This is a genomic window from Flavobacterium sp. LPB0248, assembly GCF_013388355.1.
GTDB lineage: Bacteria > Bacteroidota > Bacteroidia > Flavobacteriales > Flavobacteriaceae > Flavobacterium.
Genome location: NZ_CP058246.1, coordinates 1,248,503 through 1,268,049 on the forward strand (window position 1 = coordinate 1,248,503; position 19,547 = coordinate 1,268,049).

Below are 19,547 nucleotides of genomic sequence, written 5' to 3' on the forward strand. Positions count from 1 at the left end.
AAATATGATTCAACGCAAAAATTATACGTGTAAAGCTCTATTTTCAGTTGCTGCTAAAGCTGCTTCTTTTACCGCTTCCGCGAAAGTTGGGTGCGCATGGCTCATTCTTGAAATATCTTCAGCAGAAGCTTTAAATTCCATTGCAGTAACCGCTTCAGCAATTAAATCTGCTGTACGTGCTCCAATCATGTGAACTCCTAAAACCTCATCTGTTTTCTCATCAGCTAAGATTTTTACGAATCCGTCTAAGTCAGCACTTGCTCTTGCACGTCCTAAAGCTTTGAATGGGAAACTTCCAGATTTGTATTTCACTCCTGCAGCTTTCAATTGCTCTTCAGTTTGTCCAACTGCTGCAACTTCTGGCCAAGTGTAAACTACACCAGGAATTAAGTTGTAATCGATATGTGGTTTTTGACCTGCTAAAATTTCAGCAACCATTACTCCTTCTTCCTCTGCTTTATGCGCTAACATCGCTCCACGAACAACATCACCGATTGCATAGATATTCGGAACGTTAGTTTGTAAATGATCGTTTACTTCAACTTGTCCTCTATCTGAAATTTTCACTCCAGCTTTGTCAGCGTTTAATCCGTCTGTATAAGGACGACGACCAACAGAAACTAATGAATAATCTCCTTCAAGTGTGATTGTTTCTCCTTTTGCATTTTCAGCTTGAACTACAACAGCATCACCGTTTCTTTCAACTGATTTTACTTTGTGAGAAACGTAGAATTTCATTCCTTGTTTTTTCAACACTTTAGTCAATTCTTTAGAAAGAGCACCATCCATTCCAGGAATGATTCTGTCCATGAATTCAACTACAGAAACCTGAGCTCCTAAACGTAAGTAAACTTGTCCAAGCTCGATTCCGATAACTCCACCACCAATGATAACTAAGTGTTTTGGAACTTCTTTTAAAGCTAAAGCTTCAGTAGAAGTGATGATTCTTTCTTTATCAATTTTGATGAATGGTAAAGAAGATGGTTTTGATCCTGTAGCAATTACAGTATATTTTGCTTCGATAGTTTCAGACGTTCCGTCAGCTTTTGCAATAGCAATGTGAGTTGCATCTACGAAAGAACCTAAACCATTGAAAACAGTAATTTTATTTTTATCCATTAGGTAGTTGATTCCACCTACTGTTTGATCTACAACAGCTTGTTTGCGTGCGATCATTTTCTCTAAATTGATTTTTACATCTCCTGAAACTTCAATTCCGTGATCTGCAAAATGAGCAATTTCAGCATAATGATGAGAAGAAGATAATAATGCTTTTGAAGGAATACAACCTACGTTAAGGCAAGTTCCACCCAATGAATTATATTTTTCTACAATGGCAGTTTTGAAACCTAATTGTGCGCAACGAATTGCTGATACATATCCTCCAGGACCTGAACCTATAATGACTACGTCAAATGAACTCATAGTAATTTGTTTTTATTTTAGCGGTTACAAAATTAAGCAATAAAGTTCTGTTTAAGGTTTAAATTTCAATGTTTTTTGTGTGAAATATTAGCCTGTTTTAGTAGAAAAGAATGTTAAGATTGTATAATCCCGCAATCCCGATGACTATCGGGAGCAGCGCCGCAAAGTTTATATGCAAGCTTGTCATTCTGAGGAACGAAGAATCACACTAGAAGTTCCACATGCAAAATCACCAATCTTTGTAGAGTTCCGTGTGTGATCCTTCGTTCCTCAGGATGACAAACTGGACGTTAGACGCACTTCAGTGCGTCTCTACAAAAAAACCTTTGAACCTTTGTAACTCTGAACCTTTGTAACTCCTTAAAAAGAAATAACCGTAGAGTTCTTCACTTCACTAATCATAAACATGCTTTGTGTACTTCCAATATGCTGTAATGACGTTAATTTTGTGACTAAAAACTCTCTATACGCCTCCATATCTTTTACTAAGACTTTCAGAATATAATCGTAATCACCACTTACGTGATGGCACTCCAAAACTTCGTTGAGTTTAATGACTTCGCTTTCGAATTTAGTTAAGAATTCTTTAGTGTGCTGGATCAATTTTAAGTGGCAGAAAACCACAAAACCTTTCTCAATTTTAGATTTATCGACTAAGGCAACATAGTTTTTTATTATGCCTTCGCGCTCTAATTTCTTGATTCTTTCATATACTGCTGTAACAGAAAGACCTAGTTTTAAGGATAATTCTTTGGTTGTTTTTTTACTATCGGTTTGAAGTAAAACCAAGAGTTTTTTATCTGTAGCGTCTAAAGTCATTTTTAGTTGATGGTTTTTGGTTGATAGTTGATGGCTATTAAAAAGAAATAAAATCTACTGAATTGCAATTTTAGAATCAAATTTAGATTAAAAATCATTATAAAATCATATTTATAGTTTTAAAATCTAATTATTAAACTAGCAGTTGATTAATTTTCTTATTAGATCTTATTTTGAATAGAATTTCTTTTGAAAATGGATGCCCTAGCCCTGCTATCCGTTTCAAGTTTCAGGCTTCAAGTTTCAGGTTGTTGGAACTTGAAGCCTGAAACTTGACCCGAGGCTGAAAGCCGAATGGACGAAGCAAACAAAACAAAAAAACTAACTAATATGAAAAACTTCAACCCAGCAGATAAAATTCAAGATTTGCAGTACTTTGGTGAATTTGGCGGTGTGAATCCGTCGATTTCTGATTCTTCGACTTATACTTTTCTTTCGGCCAAAACTATGTTTGATACTTTTGAAGGTAACATGGAAGGCTGTTATTTGTATTCGCGCCATTCGTCTCCAAGTAATTTATATTTAGACCAGGCTTTAGCGGCGATGGAAGGAACAGAAACGGCAAATGTTTCGGCTTCGGGAATGGGCGCAATCACTCCTACTCTTTTGCAATTGTGCGGTGCGGGCGACCATATTGTTTCGAGCAGAACTATTTATGGTGGAACTTATGCTTTCCTTAAAAACTTTACACCAAGATTCGGAATTGAAACAAGCTTTGTTGATATCACTAAACTAGACGTTGTAGAAGCTGCGATTACTTCTAAAACCAAAGTTTTGTATTGCGAAACAGTTAGCAATCCGTTACTTGAAGTGGCTGATATTGCTGGTTTGGCGCAAATTGCTAAAAAGTATAATTTGAAACTGGTGGTCGATAATACATTTTCTCCTTTATCTGTTTCTCCTGCAAAATTAGGCGCTGATATCGTCATTCATAGTTTGACCAAATATATTAACGGAAGCAGTGATACGGTTGGCGGAGTAACTTGTGCTTCTAAAGAATTTATTAATTCATTGAAGAATGTAAATTCTGGAGCGAGTATGCTTTTGGGGCCAACAATGGATAGTTTGCGTTCGGCAAGTGTCATGAAAAACTTGAGAACACTTCATATTAGAATCAAACAGCACAGTCATAATGCGCATTTTTTGGCTGATCAGTTTGAGAAAGACGGTTTAAAAACGGTTTATCCGGGTTTAAAAAGCCATCCAAGTCACGAATTGTACAAAACGATGATTAATCCTGAATATGGTTTTGGGGGAATGCTGACAATTGATGTCGGAACTTTAGCAAAAGCAAATGAATTAATGGAATTGATGCAGGAACGCAATTTAGGTTATTTGGCTGTTAGTTTAGGTTTTTACAAAACGCTTTTTAGTGCGCCTGGAACCTCAACTTCGAGCGAAATTCCATTGGAAGAACAGAAAGAAATGGGATTAACAGACGGTTTAATTCGTTTTTCTATTGGTTTGGATAATGATATTGACCGCACTTACCAAATGATGAAACAATGTATGGTTGAACTTGGAATTTTGAATGCTGGAAAGGTTCGTAAGGAAGCTATTAAAGAGATTCATTAAAAACTTTTCTCACGCAGATTTGGCGAATTATGCCGATGCATTATCGAAATCTACAATGATAATCTGCTAAATCTGCACAATCTGCGCGAGAAAAACATTCACTATAAAAACAAAACATTCCTCTATAATAAATTTGCACATTTTTTATTAGTTTGTTTGAATCCGCTGGAGATCTCTCTAGCGGATTTTTTTATTTACAAACTCATTTACAACAACTTAAAAACACAAAAAACAGATTTCTTATTAAAACCTAACAAATTTTATGATTAAAGTTTGTTAACTCATTATTTCAGATAAAGTTTTAAACACTAAAACGTTGTAGTAATTGAATTACAAATTATTATATATTTTCAATGTTAATAAAATATACTTTTATCAAAAATTTAACCACTTAACTAAACAAAATGAAATTATGAAGAAAAACCTACTTTTATTTTACACCCTGCTTTTTTTCCCCATTGCATTTCTGCAGGCGCAAGTAAACACTTCTTATTTATGGCATTTGCACCAGCCAACTTATTGGGGAGATGTGAGCAAAAAAAATCCAAACCGATACCAAATCGTAAAAGAGTCTCAAGATTTAAAAATGTCTGGTGCTAATAATGACAAAAACGGACTGGCTCACCCAACAAACAATCTTGAAGAAATTTTTGGAGCAGGCGATCGAGTTGCTGCCTATCAATTTGCGCCAAAAAATGCTATTAATTCGATTCGCGATTTGGCCAAAGCTGGGGCACAAATTACTTATGGCGGTTCTTTGATGGAAAATGTTAACGAATTGGCCCAAGCAAATCAATGGGGCTATTCGAATTCTTGGACACAGAATATTAAAGATGCAAAAGCTTGGAAAACTTCTGGCGGATTTTCTCGTATGGAAGTAGTTTCTTTTACGATGCATCATGCACTTTCTCCTTTGTTAAGCGACGAAGCTTTGAAGAAAGAAATAAAAGCACATCAATATTATAGCGCTCAATTATTTGGATCTCATGATTCTAAAGGATATTGGCCAGCAGAATGTGCTTTTTCTGAAAGAATTATAAAAACCCTTACAGAATGTGGTATAGAATGGTCTGTAATTGCAAATAGCCATTTATCGAGAACCTTGGCCGATTATCCTATAAAGTATGGTTCTGGCGGAACTATGTGTGATCTTCCAAATAAAGCAGATCAGGTAGAAACTCTTGGTGGTACTTGGTTTTCTGCTCAGAAAGATGCTCGTGGCGGACAGTTTGCTGTGCCATACTCTTATCTTCCTTACAAAGCAAAATATGTTGATCCAGAAACTGCTCAGGAATATAAAATCACGGTAGTCCCAATGGCTGATTATGAAAGCTACGAAGATGGATATGCCACAATTGGCACTTCTTTAATTGCGCCAATTGTTGCAAAGGCATCCACTTCACCTCGACCTCCACTTGTATTATTTGCTCATGATGGCGATAATGCTTGGGGTGGCGGATCGTCTTATTACAACGAATCGGTAACAGGATTCTCTCACGCATCATCTGCCAATGGGAATATTGCAACTACGATTCCGCAATATTTATATGATAATCCAGTTCCCGAATCGGCAGTTGTGCACGTTGAAGATGGTGCATGGGTAAATGCCGATGGCGATTTTGGACATCCACAGTTTACCAATTGGTTATGGCCTTTCTTTGATCCAGTTTCAAAAAAATTCAACCCAAATGGATGGACTGAAGATATGATGAATCAAGCTATAACAACAGCTGGAGAAAATCATGCTATTATGGCCGAGCAACTGGAAGGAAGCAATTTAAGAATGAGCGAGATTGTAAACCCGACATCGGCTATAAGTCCTGCTGAAAAAGCATGGCATTTCTTAATGGCGGGCTATGACAGTGGAAATGCTTATTATGGATTAGCAGAAGATCTTGAAATAAAAACGACACTTGCTGTTAATCGATGCGTACAATTTGCAAAACCTACTTTGGATGCTCATCCTGGAGTAGATAATACAAAACCATCTGTATTTATTCCGCAACGCTGGCCGTACAATCCTGGCGAAAAAGGATATGGAGCGCCTTACGCTTACAAAGATTTCTTAAACTCTGCAGATTTTACTGTCTATACTTTTGCATATGATGTGAGCGGTATTGAAAAGGCAGAATTAAAATATAGAATTGATGCCGATGGAAAAAATAATCTTAACTCCAATCAAAATGAAACATATGCGGGTGGTAATGAAGTAGGAAGCTGGATAACGCTGCCAATGGCTGAACGAGTATTCCCGAAAGGAAATGTTACCAATAATCCGCAGGCAGATTTATACATGCTTCCAGATGTAATTGCTAATCAATATTCTGCTGAAATTGCAGGAATATCAGAAAAATTATTAGACTACTATGTCGAAGTAACCGATAAAAAAGGAAATACCACTAAATCTAAAATTCAGCATGTTTGGGTTGGGAAAAATTTAGATGTTGCTCCAAAAATCGCTTTTACTCCAGAAGCTGGAAACTCAACTACAGCTATAGATGTTACCATTACAGCAACAGATAGCACAGACCCAAAACCTAAATTGTATTATACATTTGATGGTTCTACTCCAACTCTAACTTCGGCAGTTGCTGAGTCTACAAAAACTATTAATATTACACAAACTACAACTATAAAAGCCTTTGCAGTAGACAAGGATGGAAACCAATCTGATATTGTCACCAAAACGTATACTATTGGTGCAATTCCTGAATTTACAGTTTATTTTAAAAAACCTGCCAACTGGAATTCTGCTGTAAAAATATATTATTGGTTGCCAACAGGAACCGCTCCTGCAGTAACTTATCCAGGAGTTGCAATGACTCAGGATTGTGGAGATTGGTACAAATACACTTTTCCATCTACGGTAAGCGCTTCCAATTTATTATTTAATGATGGTTCGTTAAAAACGGGTGATTTAAATGCAACTGGTGGAATCAAATTTTATGATAATGGCTGGTTAAGCGGTGAACCAGCAAATAGATGCCCTTCTGTCGCCCCCGATTTTACATTTTCGCAAGCAGGAGGAAATTTTACTACAGGAACCACTTTAAACGTAACTTTAACAGCAAACGAAAGTGCTTCGGTAATTTATTATACTCTTGACGGAACAGTTCCAACTACAGCTTCCTCATCTTCTGTGGGTTCAAAAACAATTGCAATAAACAGCACAACAACGCTCAAAGCTTTTGTCAAAAATGCCGCAGGAATTAATTCTGCCATAAAAACAGAAACATATACTTTTAGTACCGCAGCTGCTTTTACTGTATATTTCAAAAAACCAGCTAATTGGAATTCTGCTGTTAAAATTTATTATTGGTCACCAACAGGAACTGCCCCTGCTGTAACTTATCCCGGAGTTGCAATGACTCAAGATTGCGGAGATTGGTATAAATATACTTTTCCGTCAACAGTAAGCGCTTCCAATTTATTGTTTAATGATGGAAATTTAAAAACTGGAGATTTAAGCACTACCGCAGGAATTAAATTTTATGATTCTGGTTGGCTAAGTGGTGAACCAGCCAATAGATGTCCTGTTATTGCTCCAGATTTTACAAACTCTAAACCTGGCGGAACATTTACAACAGGAACGACTGTTAATGTTATTCTAACGGCAAATGAAACGACTTCAACTTTGTATTATACTTTAGATGGAACAACTCCTACTACAAGCTCTACGTCGGCAATTGGAAGTAAATCATTTGCTTTTACGGCAAATACAACTTTAAAAGCATTTGTGGTCAACTTAGCGGGAGTAGCTTCATCTGTAAAAACAGAAGTTTACACTTTTGCTGCCGTTCCAACGCTTACTGTTTATTTTAAACCTCCAACAAACTGGACAGGCGCTCCAAAAGTACATTACTGGAATGCTGTTCCAACAGGAAGTGTTGCTAATACAACGTGGCCAGGCGTAACAATGACAGCCGATACAAATGGTTTTTACAAATACACCATTTCGGGACCAACTTCTATAAATGTAATTTTCAATAATGGCTCAAGCGGTTCAGCAAATCAAACTGCCGACTTGCTAAATAAAACTGATGGCTACTCTTACACATGGGGATCAACTACCTCAAAAATGGCAATTAATGCCGATACCCAAAAAGAAGAAGAAACCTTTGCTGTACGCCTTTATCCAAATCCTGTAAGCCAGACCTTGCAAGTAAACTCTACCATTGCAATAAGTGAGTATACCATAATTTCTGCACAAGGAAGCATCGTTCAGGAAGGAAAATCTAATACTAGCACTATTGATGTAAGCCGTCTAAGTTCTGGATTGTATTTTATTACTATTCGTCTAGAAAATGGCGTAGAAACTATGCAAAAGATTGTAAAAAAATAAGATTACTTTAATTTAAAAAGCCGTTCTGAATAACTTCAAAACGGCTTTTTGTACTTTATCTTGACTCAAAATGTCTAAATGTTTGCCAATATTTGTCTTTATAAATTTCGTAGCTAATTTCAAAAACGCCATCGTATTCTTTGATTAAGTCATCGGCAACTTTGGTTGGTTTTCTAAAATCTTTACAAGCAAAAAAGATTTCTCTTTTATTGTCAGCTGTTTCTCTCCCGATATTCAAATATCCATCAGAATCTGGCAAAATTTGTATTATTTCTTCTTCAATACTATCTAATAATTTATAGGTTTTTTCATCTGGAAGTCCGCCATTATCGCAGTCGTCAAACGGAATTGTCACAATAAAAATCCATGGGTGTGATGCTTTTTTATCCCACTGAATAAGTGTTGTATTGATTAAAGCTAAAACTATTGAGCCATCTTGTTTTTTACCTTCAAAATTAGCGTAGCTGTCATTTTCTGTATTATGCCTCGTGCCTTCGTATTTTTCAACGAATTCCTTTTCTCTCCAAATCAGGTAATCTTTTAATTTTTCGATCGGAATTAATTCTTCCGAAATAGCATTAGAACCATTTATTTTCATGTTATCAATCAAAGTAACAGAATGCAGTTCTCCTAAATAATTGTCTAAGAAAATATAAACACCGTTTACTATAGCTTGACGTTTTTCTTCAACGAAATCATCATAAATAACTGTTAAGTCTATTTCGTCTGGATATCCTTCATGAATATTTGGATAAAATCTCAAATTGTCTTTATTGAATTGGAATCCTTCGTAATCGATTCCTATATCTTTGATATCCGATGCTGGTTTTAATGCCGTAATTTTCCAGCCTTCAATTTTAGGAGCTGCATTTACCAATTCTTCAATTGCATAAATATTTCTAATTGCTCCGTCCGGCGTTAAGATTAACTCGACTGTGTTATCGTCTAACATTCCTGTCAAGAAATAAATTCCGCTGTGAATTTCATCCAGTTTTGGCGCCAGTTTTTCAAAAAAATCTTGATGGATGTTTTGTCTGTCTTTTACAATTTTAAAAAATTCTTTTTCATGTTTTAAAAACCAATTCCAAAAATCAGCATTAGATTGTATTAAAGCTTCTTTTTTGCCCAATATTTTATCGAGAAAACCCATGTATTACTAATTAAATTTAAAATTTTACTGAAAACAAACTTAAGGAAAAGTGTTTTTAAAACATAAGAATATTTCTATAAAAAATCCAAAAAACAAAAAGCCGTTATGAAGTACTCAGAACGGCTTTTCTATAAAAATTTTACTTTTTAAACTATATTTTCAGTATTCAATTTACTATTTTTTCGACTGTAGCCAAAATAAATCAGCAATCCGATTATTAACCAAACTGTAAAATAAATCCAGTTCCAAACGCTTAATTCGGCCATCATATACAGACAGCAGATTAATCCTAAAAGCGGAATTAAAGACAGATTTTTTCTGAAAGCCCAAACAGCTAATCCAACCAAAACCAATAAGAATATCCACATTGGAATTTTGTGTTTGAATAAGCTAAATCCTGACTCATATTTTGCAGAATCAGCAATTGGCAATCCTTTTACAACCTCAGCATATTTTACTTCGTCGTCTTGGTATTGTCCCAATAAATGTTCTAAATCTGAAGTTTCAGCTGTTTTATTGTTTACTTCGATACTCTCTAAATAGTTAAAAACCTGCTCTGATTCTGATTTATCTAAAGAAGTCACAATTGATGTTGCATCGTAAATCTGCGGATCGTTATTAATAAACGCCATTGTAGCTTTATTGTTGAAAGCAAAAGCATAATACAATCCTGCAATCATTAAAGCTGGCAGAATAAATTTTGAATTGATATAAGGTGTTTTGAATTTTCCTCTTGGAATTTCAGGTTTGTTTTGTAAAACTAAAACTCCAGCACAAACCAACACAAAAGCAAATAAAGTTCCGATACTACATAAATCGGTTACCATTGTCAGGTTTAAGAATAACGCTGGAACTGCTACTACAAATCCTGTAACAATAGTTGCGAAAGATGGTGTCTTGAATTTTGGGTGAACGGTAGAAAACTTCTTTGGCAATAAACCATCACGGCTCATACTCATCCAGATACGTGGCTGTCCCATCTGGAAAACCAATAAAACGCTCGCCATAGCTACTACTGCACTTACAGCAATAATTCCAGACATCCATTTTAAATTTAATTTATCGAAAACAAATGCAAGAGGATCTCCAACATTTAATTCATGATATTTTACCATTCCTGTCAAAACCAAAGCGATAGCTATATAAAGAATCGTACAAATAATAATTGCCCACATCATTCCGCGTGGTAAATCACGTTGCGGATTTTTACATTCTTCGGCAGTGGTCGAAATCGCATCAAAACCAATATAAGCAAAGAAAACAGCAGAAACTCCTTTTAAAACTCCGCTAACACCATTTGGAGCAAACGGATCCCAGTTTGCTGTATCTACATAAAAAATCCCGACTGCAATAACTAAAAGAACCACACAAAGTTTTACTACAACCATTAAATTACTGGCGTTACGAGATTCCTTCATTCCTCTGTAAACCAAAGCTGTAATCAGAATAATGATGAATAATGCTGGTATATCGGTTACGAAATGAAAAGATCCAATTGTTGGCGCAGTTGTCCAAGCAGTATGCGCTTGCTGTAAAGCAACACTTAAATTTTCGAATGATTTACCACCACGCATTAAGGCCTCGGCATCGTTAAATCCGTTTGAAGCAGTTAGGTAATCCATCTGAATCCATTGTGGTAAATGAATGCCACCACTTTGTAGAAGTCCCGTGAAATAATCACTCCACGATATGGCGACGGTTATATTTCCAACGGCATATTCCATGATTAAAGCCCAACCAATTATCCAAGCAATTAATTCGCCAAAAGCAACATACGAATAGGTATAAGCACTTCCTGAAACTGGAACCATCGAAGCAAATTCTGCATAAGCAAAAGCAGCAAAACTACACGCCAAAGCAGTAAATAAGAATAAGAAAATTACAGCTGGTCCTCCATCTGCACTGGCTTTTCCAATAGTACTAAAAATTCCCGCTCCAACAATAGCCGCTATTCCAAAAGCCGTTAAATCCCTAGTTGTCAAGTGTTTTCCTAATGCATTATGACCGTCTGTTTCGTTCTGTGCAACCTGCTTCAGAATATCCTGTACTGTTTTCTTTCGGAATAAACTTGAAAATGCCATATAATGTTTTGCTGTTATAAATTAATTTAATTCAGTTCTTTTTGTTTTATTTTGCAAATAATGCAAAAATTATCTTGATTTCAAATATATAAAACGATTTTGTTTTCGATGAAGTTTTTTTCGCCACGAATTCGCGAATTATTTTTTCTATCTGTGTTTATATTTTTCTCTCGCAGATTTAGCAGATATAGCTGATTTTTATTGGTGAGAAGATTACACCAATCTTTAATAAAATTAAATCTGCTCAATCTGCCAAATCTGCGTGAAACAAAATCATTCTAATCTTAATAATCTGTCGCAAAAAATCTAAAATCTACAGTCTAAAATCTAAAATTTAAGGCAGTTTCTCAAAATACTAACCGGATGTTGCGCCTCACGTTTTGTCCCGTCGTAAATTTGATGACGACAGCTCGTTCCTGCAGCAGCTATTTTTACGTTTTCGGCCGTATTACGCACTTTTGGAAAAAGCGTATCCTCTCCCATTTGCATACTCACTTGATAATGCTCTTTTTCATAACCAAAAGAACCCGCCATTCCGCAACAACCCGAATTGTAAATCGTAACTGTATTATTTTTAGGAAGATTCAGCATTGCGAAAGTCGCTTCAACAGAACTTAATGACTTTTGATGACAATGCCCGTGAATTTTAATTTCTTTCGCTTCATCTGAGAATGAATCTGGAGTTATTTTTCCGTCGATGATTTCTTTCTTGAAGAATTCTTCAATCGTAAAAGCATTTTGCGAAATACGTTCTGCATTTTCTTTATCCAATGCCAATCGCAAATATTCATCCCTAAAAGTCAAAATCGCCGAAGGTTCAATTCCAATTAATGGCGTATTGCTCGAAATCAAATCTTTGAAAATATTGATATTGATATCCGTGATCTTTTTCGCTTCTTCCAGAAATCCTTTAGATAAATAAGTTCTTCCGCTTTCTTCGTGATTTACGATTAAAACTTCGTAACCTAATTTCGTCAATAATTCAAAAGCATCAATTCCGATATTTACGTCGTAATAATTCGTGAATTCATCTACAAACAAATACAATTGTCCGTTTGTAAAATCTCCGTTTTTAGGTTTGTTATTTTCATACCATTTTCTAAACGTCTTTTTCGCCAAAAGCGGCACTTGCCTTTCAGGCGCAATTCCCATTGTTTTCTTCACCAAAGACTGATTCGAAATAAAATTCGTAATCGACGGAAACAAACTTCCCATTTTATTCAATTTGGCGTTATTCGCAAAAATCTTATTTCTGGTCGAAAATCCGTTTGCTTTTTGATATTGATATAAAAATTCCGCTTTAAGAGTCGCAACGTCCACATTACTTGGACATTCGCTGGCGCAGGCTTTACAGCTTACACACAACTCAAAAACTTCGTATAATTCTTTCTGGTCAAATTTGTTTTCTTTTTCAGAATATGTCAAATATTCACGTAATGCATTTGCTCTCGCACGAGTCGTTTCTTTCTCGTTTCTAGTTGCACGATAACTCGGACACATCGCTCCGCCTGCCGATGGCATTTTTCGGCAATCACCAGAACCGTTGCATTTTTCAGCAGCACGCAAAATTCCTAAACTGTCTGAGAAATCCTGAAACGTTTTAATATCTGGTTCTACCCTTCCCGAAACTACACGATGATTTTCGTCCATTTTCAAAGCGTTGACAATCTTCCCGATATTTAAAACCGAATTCGGGTCAAACGCCAATTTGATTCTTTTCAGCAATTCGTAATTCTTATCGCCAATTATAAACGGAATAAACTCACCGCGCACGATTCCGTCGCCGTGTTCACCACTTAGCGAACCTCTATATTTTTTTACCAAATGCGCTACTTCGGTCGCAATGGTTCTAAATAATTTTAGATCTTCCGTTTTCTTCAAATTCAAAACGGGACGCAAATGCAATTCTCCCGCACCCGCATGCGCGTAATAAATCGCTTCTTGTCCGTGGCGTAACATCATTGCCGAAAATTCTGCAATATACGCTGGTAAATCGCTTAATTCTACTGCTGTATCTTCTATAGAATCAGCTGCTTTATCATCACCTACAATACTTCCTAAAAGTCCAAGACCTGCTTTTCTCAATTCATTGGCTTTGTCAATATCAGCTCCAAATAACTTAACGCTAGCATATCCAAAATTGTGTTTCTCTAAATCGGCAATTAAATCATTCGCTTGATTTTCGGCATCTTCTAAAGTGTGCGAAGCGACTTCAAAAAGCATAATTGCTTTTGGTTCGCCAACCAAAAAGAAACGGTTTTTAATATGTTCACGATTCGTTTTCGTACAATCCAAAATCGTGTCATCAATCATTTCGCAAGTGTACAAATGATGTTTCATAGCCACCACAACAGATTCCAAAGATTCCTGAATCGTATGATAATGCGCCACCACCATAATACTGTGAGGTGGCGGTAAATCGTCAACTTTTAAAGTGATTTCGGTTGTAAAAGCTAAGGTTCCTTCGCTTCCGCAAAGCAATTTTCCAAGGTTTATTGTGGGTTCAGTTCCGCCAAATAATTCTGACTTTAATAGAATATCAACAGCGTAACCCGTATTTCGTCTGTGAATTTCTGGTTTCGGAAACTCTTTTATAATTTCTTCCTGATTTTCTTTTACCGAAAGTTCGTCGTAAACGCTTTTGTAGATTTTATTTTCTAAAGAATCTCCTTTGGTTTTCTCGATAAATTCCGCTGAAGTCAATTCGCCAAAAGCCACTTCAGTTCCGTCGCTCAAAATCGCTTTTACCTCAGCAATTTTATCACGCGTAACACCGTAACGAATTGAAGTTGTTCCAGAGGAATTATTTCCAACCATTCCGCCAATCATGGCGCGGTTTGAAGTCGATGTAATTGGCGCAAAGAAAACACCATGAGGTTTCAAAAATAAATTCAATTCATCGCGGATAACGCCTGGCTGAACCGTAACCGTTTTTTTCTCAGCATTGTAACCCAATATTTTGGTAAAATGTTTAGAAACATCCACCACAAGTCCGTCTCCAACCGCTTGTCCTGCCAATGAAGTTCCTGCAGTTCTTGGCGTAATCGAAATATTATGTTTTCCCGCAAAGCGAATTAACTTGCTAATATCAGCTGTAGATTTAGGCAAAGCCACCGCATTTGGCAGAATCCGATACACCGACGCATCTGTCGAATAAAGTGTTTTATGAAGATCATCGTATAAAAGTGTGCCTTCGAGTTCGCTGGCTAATTGCTCTAAATCCTTAAGTATTGACATTCTTGCTTTCTTTTGAAATACAAAAATAGTTATTTTTTTAGGTTCAAAGGTTCAGAGTTACAAAGTGACAAAGGTTTTCTTTGAGATTGTTTTTGAATTGGAATTTGGGATTTCTTTTTTGGAATTCTAATTAGAAGCTATTTCCTGCTGTCCGCTATATCTTTTGTGGTGAACCCCACCACAAAAGGATGCCGCTCCCATTAGGGCTAGGGCATTTGGTTTCATAAGAAGGTTTATTGAAGAAAAAAAGATTCCTGAACAACTCTATAACATTTAAAAACACATCCAAAAGCCTTTCCTTCAATCCTTTCGAAAGTCAACCATTCTAAAATTCCTTTATTTATAAGTTGGTAAAGTTCATACTCGATATAATCTTCACTATAATTTAGTTTCTGATATTCTGGATGAGTTCTAATAAGCTCTGTAAGATCCCATTGTGTGAAAGTAATTTCATTTATTGAAATATCATAAGTATAAATAATTCCATCTTTTTTAGCGGTGCATCCACTTCCATGAAAATAATATTCAATCCCCTCAATTGAACCTACTCTTTCAAAGAAAGTAATTGAAAACGAACATGGATTTATGTCTTTTTGGTATTTATCTTTTAATAAAGCTTCGAAGCTTCTAATAAATGTAATGTAGTCGGTTAAGATTTTTTCGATCATAATTAAAAACAAATATCCAAAACTTTTTATATTTAGCCTGATTTTCTTTTTAAAATAATTCCAAAAATACAATGGCAACAGACGGCGTAAAAATAATCGATGGTGATTTAGCTCGAGATACTTACGAATCAATAATGGATTTATATGACAGCGACGCAACTATAGAAACCATTAAAAAAGAAATTCCTTTTATCATAGAAAATTATGGCGACGATACCGATTTCTATCACGAAATTTTTGTAACTTCTTATGCACTTGCTTTTTGGGAAATTGGTGAATTAACCGAAGAAATTCTTGAAGAAGTAAAACGTGTTATTGAAATAAAAGCTGGGGTAAAAATCTGGACTGAGGAATGCGATGCCAATGAAGGCAAAAAAAGACAAAAAGAGCTTGATAAACTTTTAAAGAAAATAAGTCAGCCAAATTTAAAAGTTAGAAAAAGAAAAAAATACAGGATTATTAAAAATCTATATTTTCAGCCAAATGATTTGTTAACTTTCCAACTTTCAGACAATAATTATTATGCCGTAATTTGCGCCAAAGTTACACAACAAAGAGGACAATGTTCATATGATTTGGCTGTCACAACATATAAAGGCATAAACAAGCCAACTGTTGAAGATTTAAAATCTTGTTTCATTTCTGGCAGAAAAATTCCTTCAACTTATAATTGGAAAACCATTTTAGAGCAACAACCAAATGTAGATGAAATTTGGGAATATGCTAATCAAGATAATTTTTTATTTGGACTTTGCTATCATTTAGTAACTCATAGAGATATTATATCTTTTAAAGATAAATTTGAAGTTATTGGTGCACTTAAAATTAAAGAAAGTTTCAAAAAAGATGGAAGTTATGGTTATGAATCTTCTTTTGATAGATTTGAAAACATATTTTCTGATCTTGATAATCATATGAAAATATTTCGTGAAGAAAAATACCCTGTAACTTTACTTTGTGAATTTTAAAAATATATTATTTTTCTTACTTTTTGTCGTTTTTTTTGATACTTTTACAACTCTTAAACTACGACCTTAAGAACTAAATAGGCTTTGCCCTTGTATTATGTGGACGGTATCGGAAACGACCGTGGCGCTGTCGTAGGCGTTAGAACCACTAATTTACAAGGGTTTTATTATTTTAAAACTACGACTTTATGAATGCAAACACAATTTCAAAACAAACCGAAATCAAGCTTTTGAATTTCTTCAACGACAGAATCGATCCTGTTGAAATGGCAAAAACATTAAGGCAAGTAAATTTTACACTCGCTTTATGCGTTTTGAGCGAACATGAAACATTTCAAAGCGAAATCATCAAATTAAGAGACAGCTTTTACTGGCTCAATGAATTGGCTGAAACTTTAAATCCTTATTTGGAGCTGGAGTAAAATTTAAAAAGAGAAACCCTCGATTTTAAAAATCGAGGGTTTCTGTTTTTTTCTTCGAAAGCTGTTTATTTAACTTTGACTAATTCTACGCGTCTATTTTTTGCTTTATTTTCCTCAGAATCATTTGAAACTAATGGATGTTCAGAGCCAAATCCTTTTGCTGTCAATTTTGATTTATTAATTCCTTTTGAAACCAATGCATTCATTACCGAATTTGCACGATCTAACGAAAGTTTTTTATTTTTTTGAGCATCACCAGTATTATCTGTATGCCCTTCAATTGAAATATTTAACGATGGATCTTTTTTAAGCGCAAGAAAAATTTCATTTATTGTTTTACTTCCATCTTCTGTCAAATCGGCTTTATTAATTTCAAAATTGATATAAAGAATAGATTTTCCTTTTTCAGACAGATCTTTCACAATTTCATCAGCTGTAATTTTTTGAATAGTCTGTTTCAGATTTGCTTCCTGTAGAATGTTTAGTTTTCCAGATGCACTATTGGCTGAAAATTGGATATAGATATTTCCTTTATCCTTAGTGCGAATTACATAAAATTTAATTTGCTCATCGGCATATCCCATATCACCCTCATTTCCTTTATTAGGGTCTTGCTTTTGATATCGGTTGTATTCACTTTCAGTTATTTCTCCGTCGTACACCTTAACAGCTCCAATAGAACTTAGATAATCTTCAAGACTTTTTTCAAAATACATTTTAGAGAATTCCTCATTTTCGGCGCTAACAACATTTGTTTTATAAAGCTTTCCTTCAAAAGGAGTCATAATACCATTAACAGGAAAAAAACAAACATCGAAATTCTTTTGTAAAGGTTTGTTTTGATTCACTAAACCTTTAGGAAGAGTAAAAAACGGAAATTCACCAAGATCACTATTTGAATAAGGAATGTCTTCAATATTAATTTTGCCTGCCGAAGCATTTTCTTTTTTTTGAACTTCTTCAGTAGTTTGCGACTCTGAAGTTTTATTGTCTTGATTTTCTTTTGCCTTTTTATCACATGAGAAAAAAATTAAAGCAATTGCCATTAAGAGAGATATCTTTTTCATTTAAAAACACTTTTTTAATACTATTATTTACAAATTTATTCTTCTTTTTTTATTCGTTTAATTTCGTAAATATAAATATAAACTCTTTTTTACATCTCTTTTTCTTACTTTTTTAAAGCAAAAATTTCATACGCATTGGACTCGAAGTCTTTTATTGCATCTTATTAAACGTCCTAAAAGTTCAACATTTCAGATTATCTACATTGAGTATCAACAGAAGAGCATTTTTCAAACATCAATATTTCATTCCGACGGACTCTTTTAAACTTCATTATTTTCGCTATAAATATTTCATCCCAATCATATTTTTGTTAATTCTTGCAACTTGAAACAATAATTTACCTTTTTTATAAATTTATATGTAAAATAATCCCATTTTAGCGTTTCCAAATTAATTGCGTTTTTAAGATTACTTGAAATGAATAAAAATATAAAAGCTCTTTACGAAATTGCTCAAAAAGAGACTCGAAAAATAATAGGCTTAATGTCAGGAACTTCGCTTGACGGACTAGACTTGGCGCTTTGCGAAGTTTCGGGAGAAGGCGGAAATACGGTTGTAAAAATCCAGCACTTTGAAACCATCGATTATAATGACGATATTAAAACTGAAATCAGAAAAGTATTTGCTAAAAAAACAATCGATTTTCAACATTTGGTTTTATTAAACGAATGGATTGCAAACCTGCATGCCGGAATGATCAACGATTGTCTTGGCAAATGGAATATTCCCGCAAGCGAAGTCGATTTGATTGCCTCACACGGACAAACGGTTTTGCATGCGCCAAAGTTTTTGCATCAACAGGAAAAATTTCCAAACGCGACTTTGCAAATAGGCGATGGCGATCATATTGCGGTAAAAACGGGAATTATCACTTTATCAGATTTCAGACAAAAACATGTTGCTGCAGGTGGCGAAGGCGCGCCTTTGGCAGTTTATGGCGATTATTTGTTATTCAGTAAAAAAGGTGAAAACCGAATTATGCTGAACATGGGCGGAATTGCAAATTTTACTTATTTGCCAGCTTCACAAAATGCTGAGGAGGTTTTTGTAACCGATACCGGAACTGCAAATACTTTAATCGATATTTTCACCAAACAGTTTTTTCCTGAAAAAAGCTTCGACAAAGATGCAGAGATTGCTAAACAAGGAACGGTAAATCAAGAACTTTTAAGCGAATTAAAAGGTGATCCTTTTTTCAAACAAAGTTTCCCAAAAACGATTGGTCAGGAATTATTTAATCACGATTTTGTAAATTCAGCTTTAGTAAAATTAGGATTACAGAATATTTCGGCATCAGATTTGCTGGCAACTTTAACACGCCTGAGTGCAGAAACGATTGCAGAAGCGGTTTTGTTTGTTGTAGAAAATACTAAAACACCAATCGAAGAGTTTACAATTTATATGTCTGGCGGTGGCGCACGAAATCCGTTATTGGTGAGCTGGTTACAGGAATTGTTATCTTGTAAATTTGAAAAAAGCGATGTTCTCGGAATTTCAGGCGATGCAAAAGAAGCCGTTTTGTTTGCTGTTTTGGCCAATGAAACTGTTGCTGGCGGAAATTATAATTTTGGTTCGCAAAAAGGAATTCCATCAGTAACAATGGGGAAAATTTCTTTCCCTGATTAAAGATAGCCACGAATTCACGAATTTATTTAAAAATCTATGCGGAAAAAACATGATTAATTAAACGAATTAACTTACTTGGATTATATAAAATGATTCGTGAATTCGTAGCGGAAAAACTTTGATTAAAAAAAATTCGTGAATTCGTGGCAGAAAAAAAATTAAGCCT

General features: G+C 35.0%; 12 protein-coding genes. 5 read left to right on the forward strand and 7 right to left on the reverse strand.

Translation table 11 applies throughout. The annotated features are described in order from the left end of the window. Positions 1-21: 21 nt before the first annotated feature. Both lpdA and LPB248_RS05255 read right to left on the reverse strand, forming a co-directional pair. Positions 22-1,425, reverse strand: a complete 1,404-nt coding sequence (gene lpdA / locus LPB248_RS05250) for a dihydrolipoyl dehydrogenase (protein WP_177210519.1) — start codon at positions 1,423-1,425, stop codon at positions 22-24. Positions 1,426-1,785: 360 nt separating this feature from the next. Further along, on the reverse strand, positions 1,786-2,244 hold the full coding sequence (locus LPB248_RS05255; protein WP_177210520.1) for an Lrp/AsnC family transcriptional regulator: 459 nt from the start codon (positions 2,242-2,244) through the stop codon (positions 1,786-1,788). Positions 2,245-2,574: 330 nt separating this feature from the next. Here LPB248_RS05255 and LPB248_RS05260 point away from each other — a divergent pair, with 330 nt between their 5' ends. Together LPB248_RS05260 and LPB248_RS05265 are read left to right on the forward strand one after the other, a co-directional pair. Further along, complete coding sequence (locus LPB248_RS05260) at positions 2,575-3,819, forward strand: aminotransferase class I/II-fold pyridoxal phosphate-dependent enzyme (protein ID WP_177210521.1); 1,245 nt, start codon at positions 2,575-2,577, stop codon at positions 3,817-3,819. A 412-nt stretch (positions 3,820-4,231) separates the two neighbouring features. After that, positions 4,232-8,161 (forward strand): starch-binding protein, encoded by a 3,930-nt coding sequence (locus LPB248_RS05265; protein WP_177210522.1) that lies wholly within the window; start codon positions 4,232-4,234, stop codon positions 8,159-8,161. A 55-nt stretch (positions 8,162-8,216) separates the two neighbouring features. Here LPB248_RS05265 and LPB248_RS05270 read toward each other — a convergent pair whose 3' ends face one another. The 4 genes from LPB248_RS05270 to LPB248_RS05285 form a co-directional block, all read right to left on the reverse strand. After that, positions 8,217-9,311 (reverse strand): DUF695 domain-containing protein, encoded by a 1,095-nt coding sequence (locus LPB248_RS05270; RefSeq protein WP_177210523.1) that lies wholly within the window; start codon positions 9,309-9,311, stop codon positions 8,217-8,219. A 146-nt stretch (positions 9,312-9,457) separates the two neighbouring features. After that, positions 9,458-11,392: an amino acid permease gene (locus LPB248_RS05275; RefSeq protein ID WP_177210524.1), complete on the reverse strand. Its 1,935-nt coding sequence runs from the start codon at positions 11,390-11,392 to the stop codon at positions 9,458-9,460. Positions 11,393-11,719: 327 nt separating this feature from the next. Next, complete coding sequence (locus tag LPB248_RS05280; RefSeq protein WP_177210525.1) at positions 11,720-14,629, reverse strand: FAD-binding and (Fe-S)-binding domain-containing protein; 2,910 nt, start codon at positions 14,627-14,629, stop codon at positions 11,720-11,722. A 233-nt stretch (positions 14,630-14,862) separates the two neighbouring features. Next, entirely contained in the window at positions 14,863-15,297 is a 435-nt protein-coding gene (locus LPB248_RS05285) for a DUF6896 domain-containing protein (protein ID WP_177210526.1), read from the reverse strand. 71 nt (positions 15,298-15,368) lie between these two features. On the opposite strand from LPB248_RS05285, the gene LPB248_RS05290 reads away from it, so the two are divergent. Next, a complete protein-coding gene (locus tag LPB248_RS05290) occupies positions 15,369-16,265 on the forward strand; it encodes a hypothetical protein (RefSeq protein ID WP_177210527.1) in 897 nt (298 codons plus the stop codon). A 188-nt stretch (positions 16,266-16,453) separates the two neighbouring features. Beyond that, on the forward strand, positions 16,454-16,687 hold the full coding sequence (locus LPB248_RS05295; RefSeq protein ID WP_111423893.1) for a hypothetical protein: 234 nt from the start codon (positions 16,454-16,456) through the stop codon (positions 16,685-16,687). Between the two features lie 65 nt (positions 16,688-16,752). Here the strand turns inward: LPB248_RS05295 and LPB248_RS05300 are convergent, their stop codons facing one another. Next, positions 16,753-17,754, reverse strand: a complete 1,002-nt coding sequence (locus LPB248_RS05300) for an OmpA family protein (protein WP_177210528.1) — start codon at positions 17,752-17,754, stop codon at positions 16,753-16,755. A gap of 418 nt (positions 17,755-18,172) precedes the next feature. Here LPB248_RS05300 and LPB248_RS05305 point away from each other — a divergent pair, with 418 nt between their 5' ends. Further along, complete coding sequence (locus LPB248_RS05305) at positions 18,173-19,381, forward strand: anhydro-N-acetylmuramic acid kinase (protein ID WP_177210529.1); 1,209 nt, start codon at positions 18,173-18,175, stop codon at positions 19,379-19,381. Positions 19,382-19,547 lie beyond the last annotated feature (166 nt).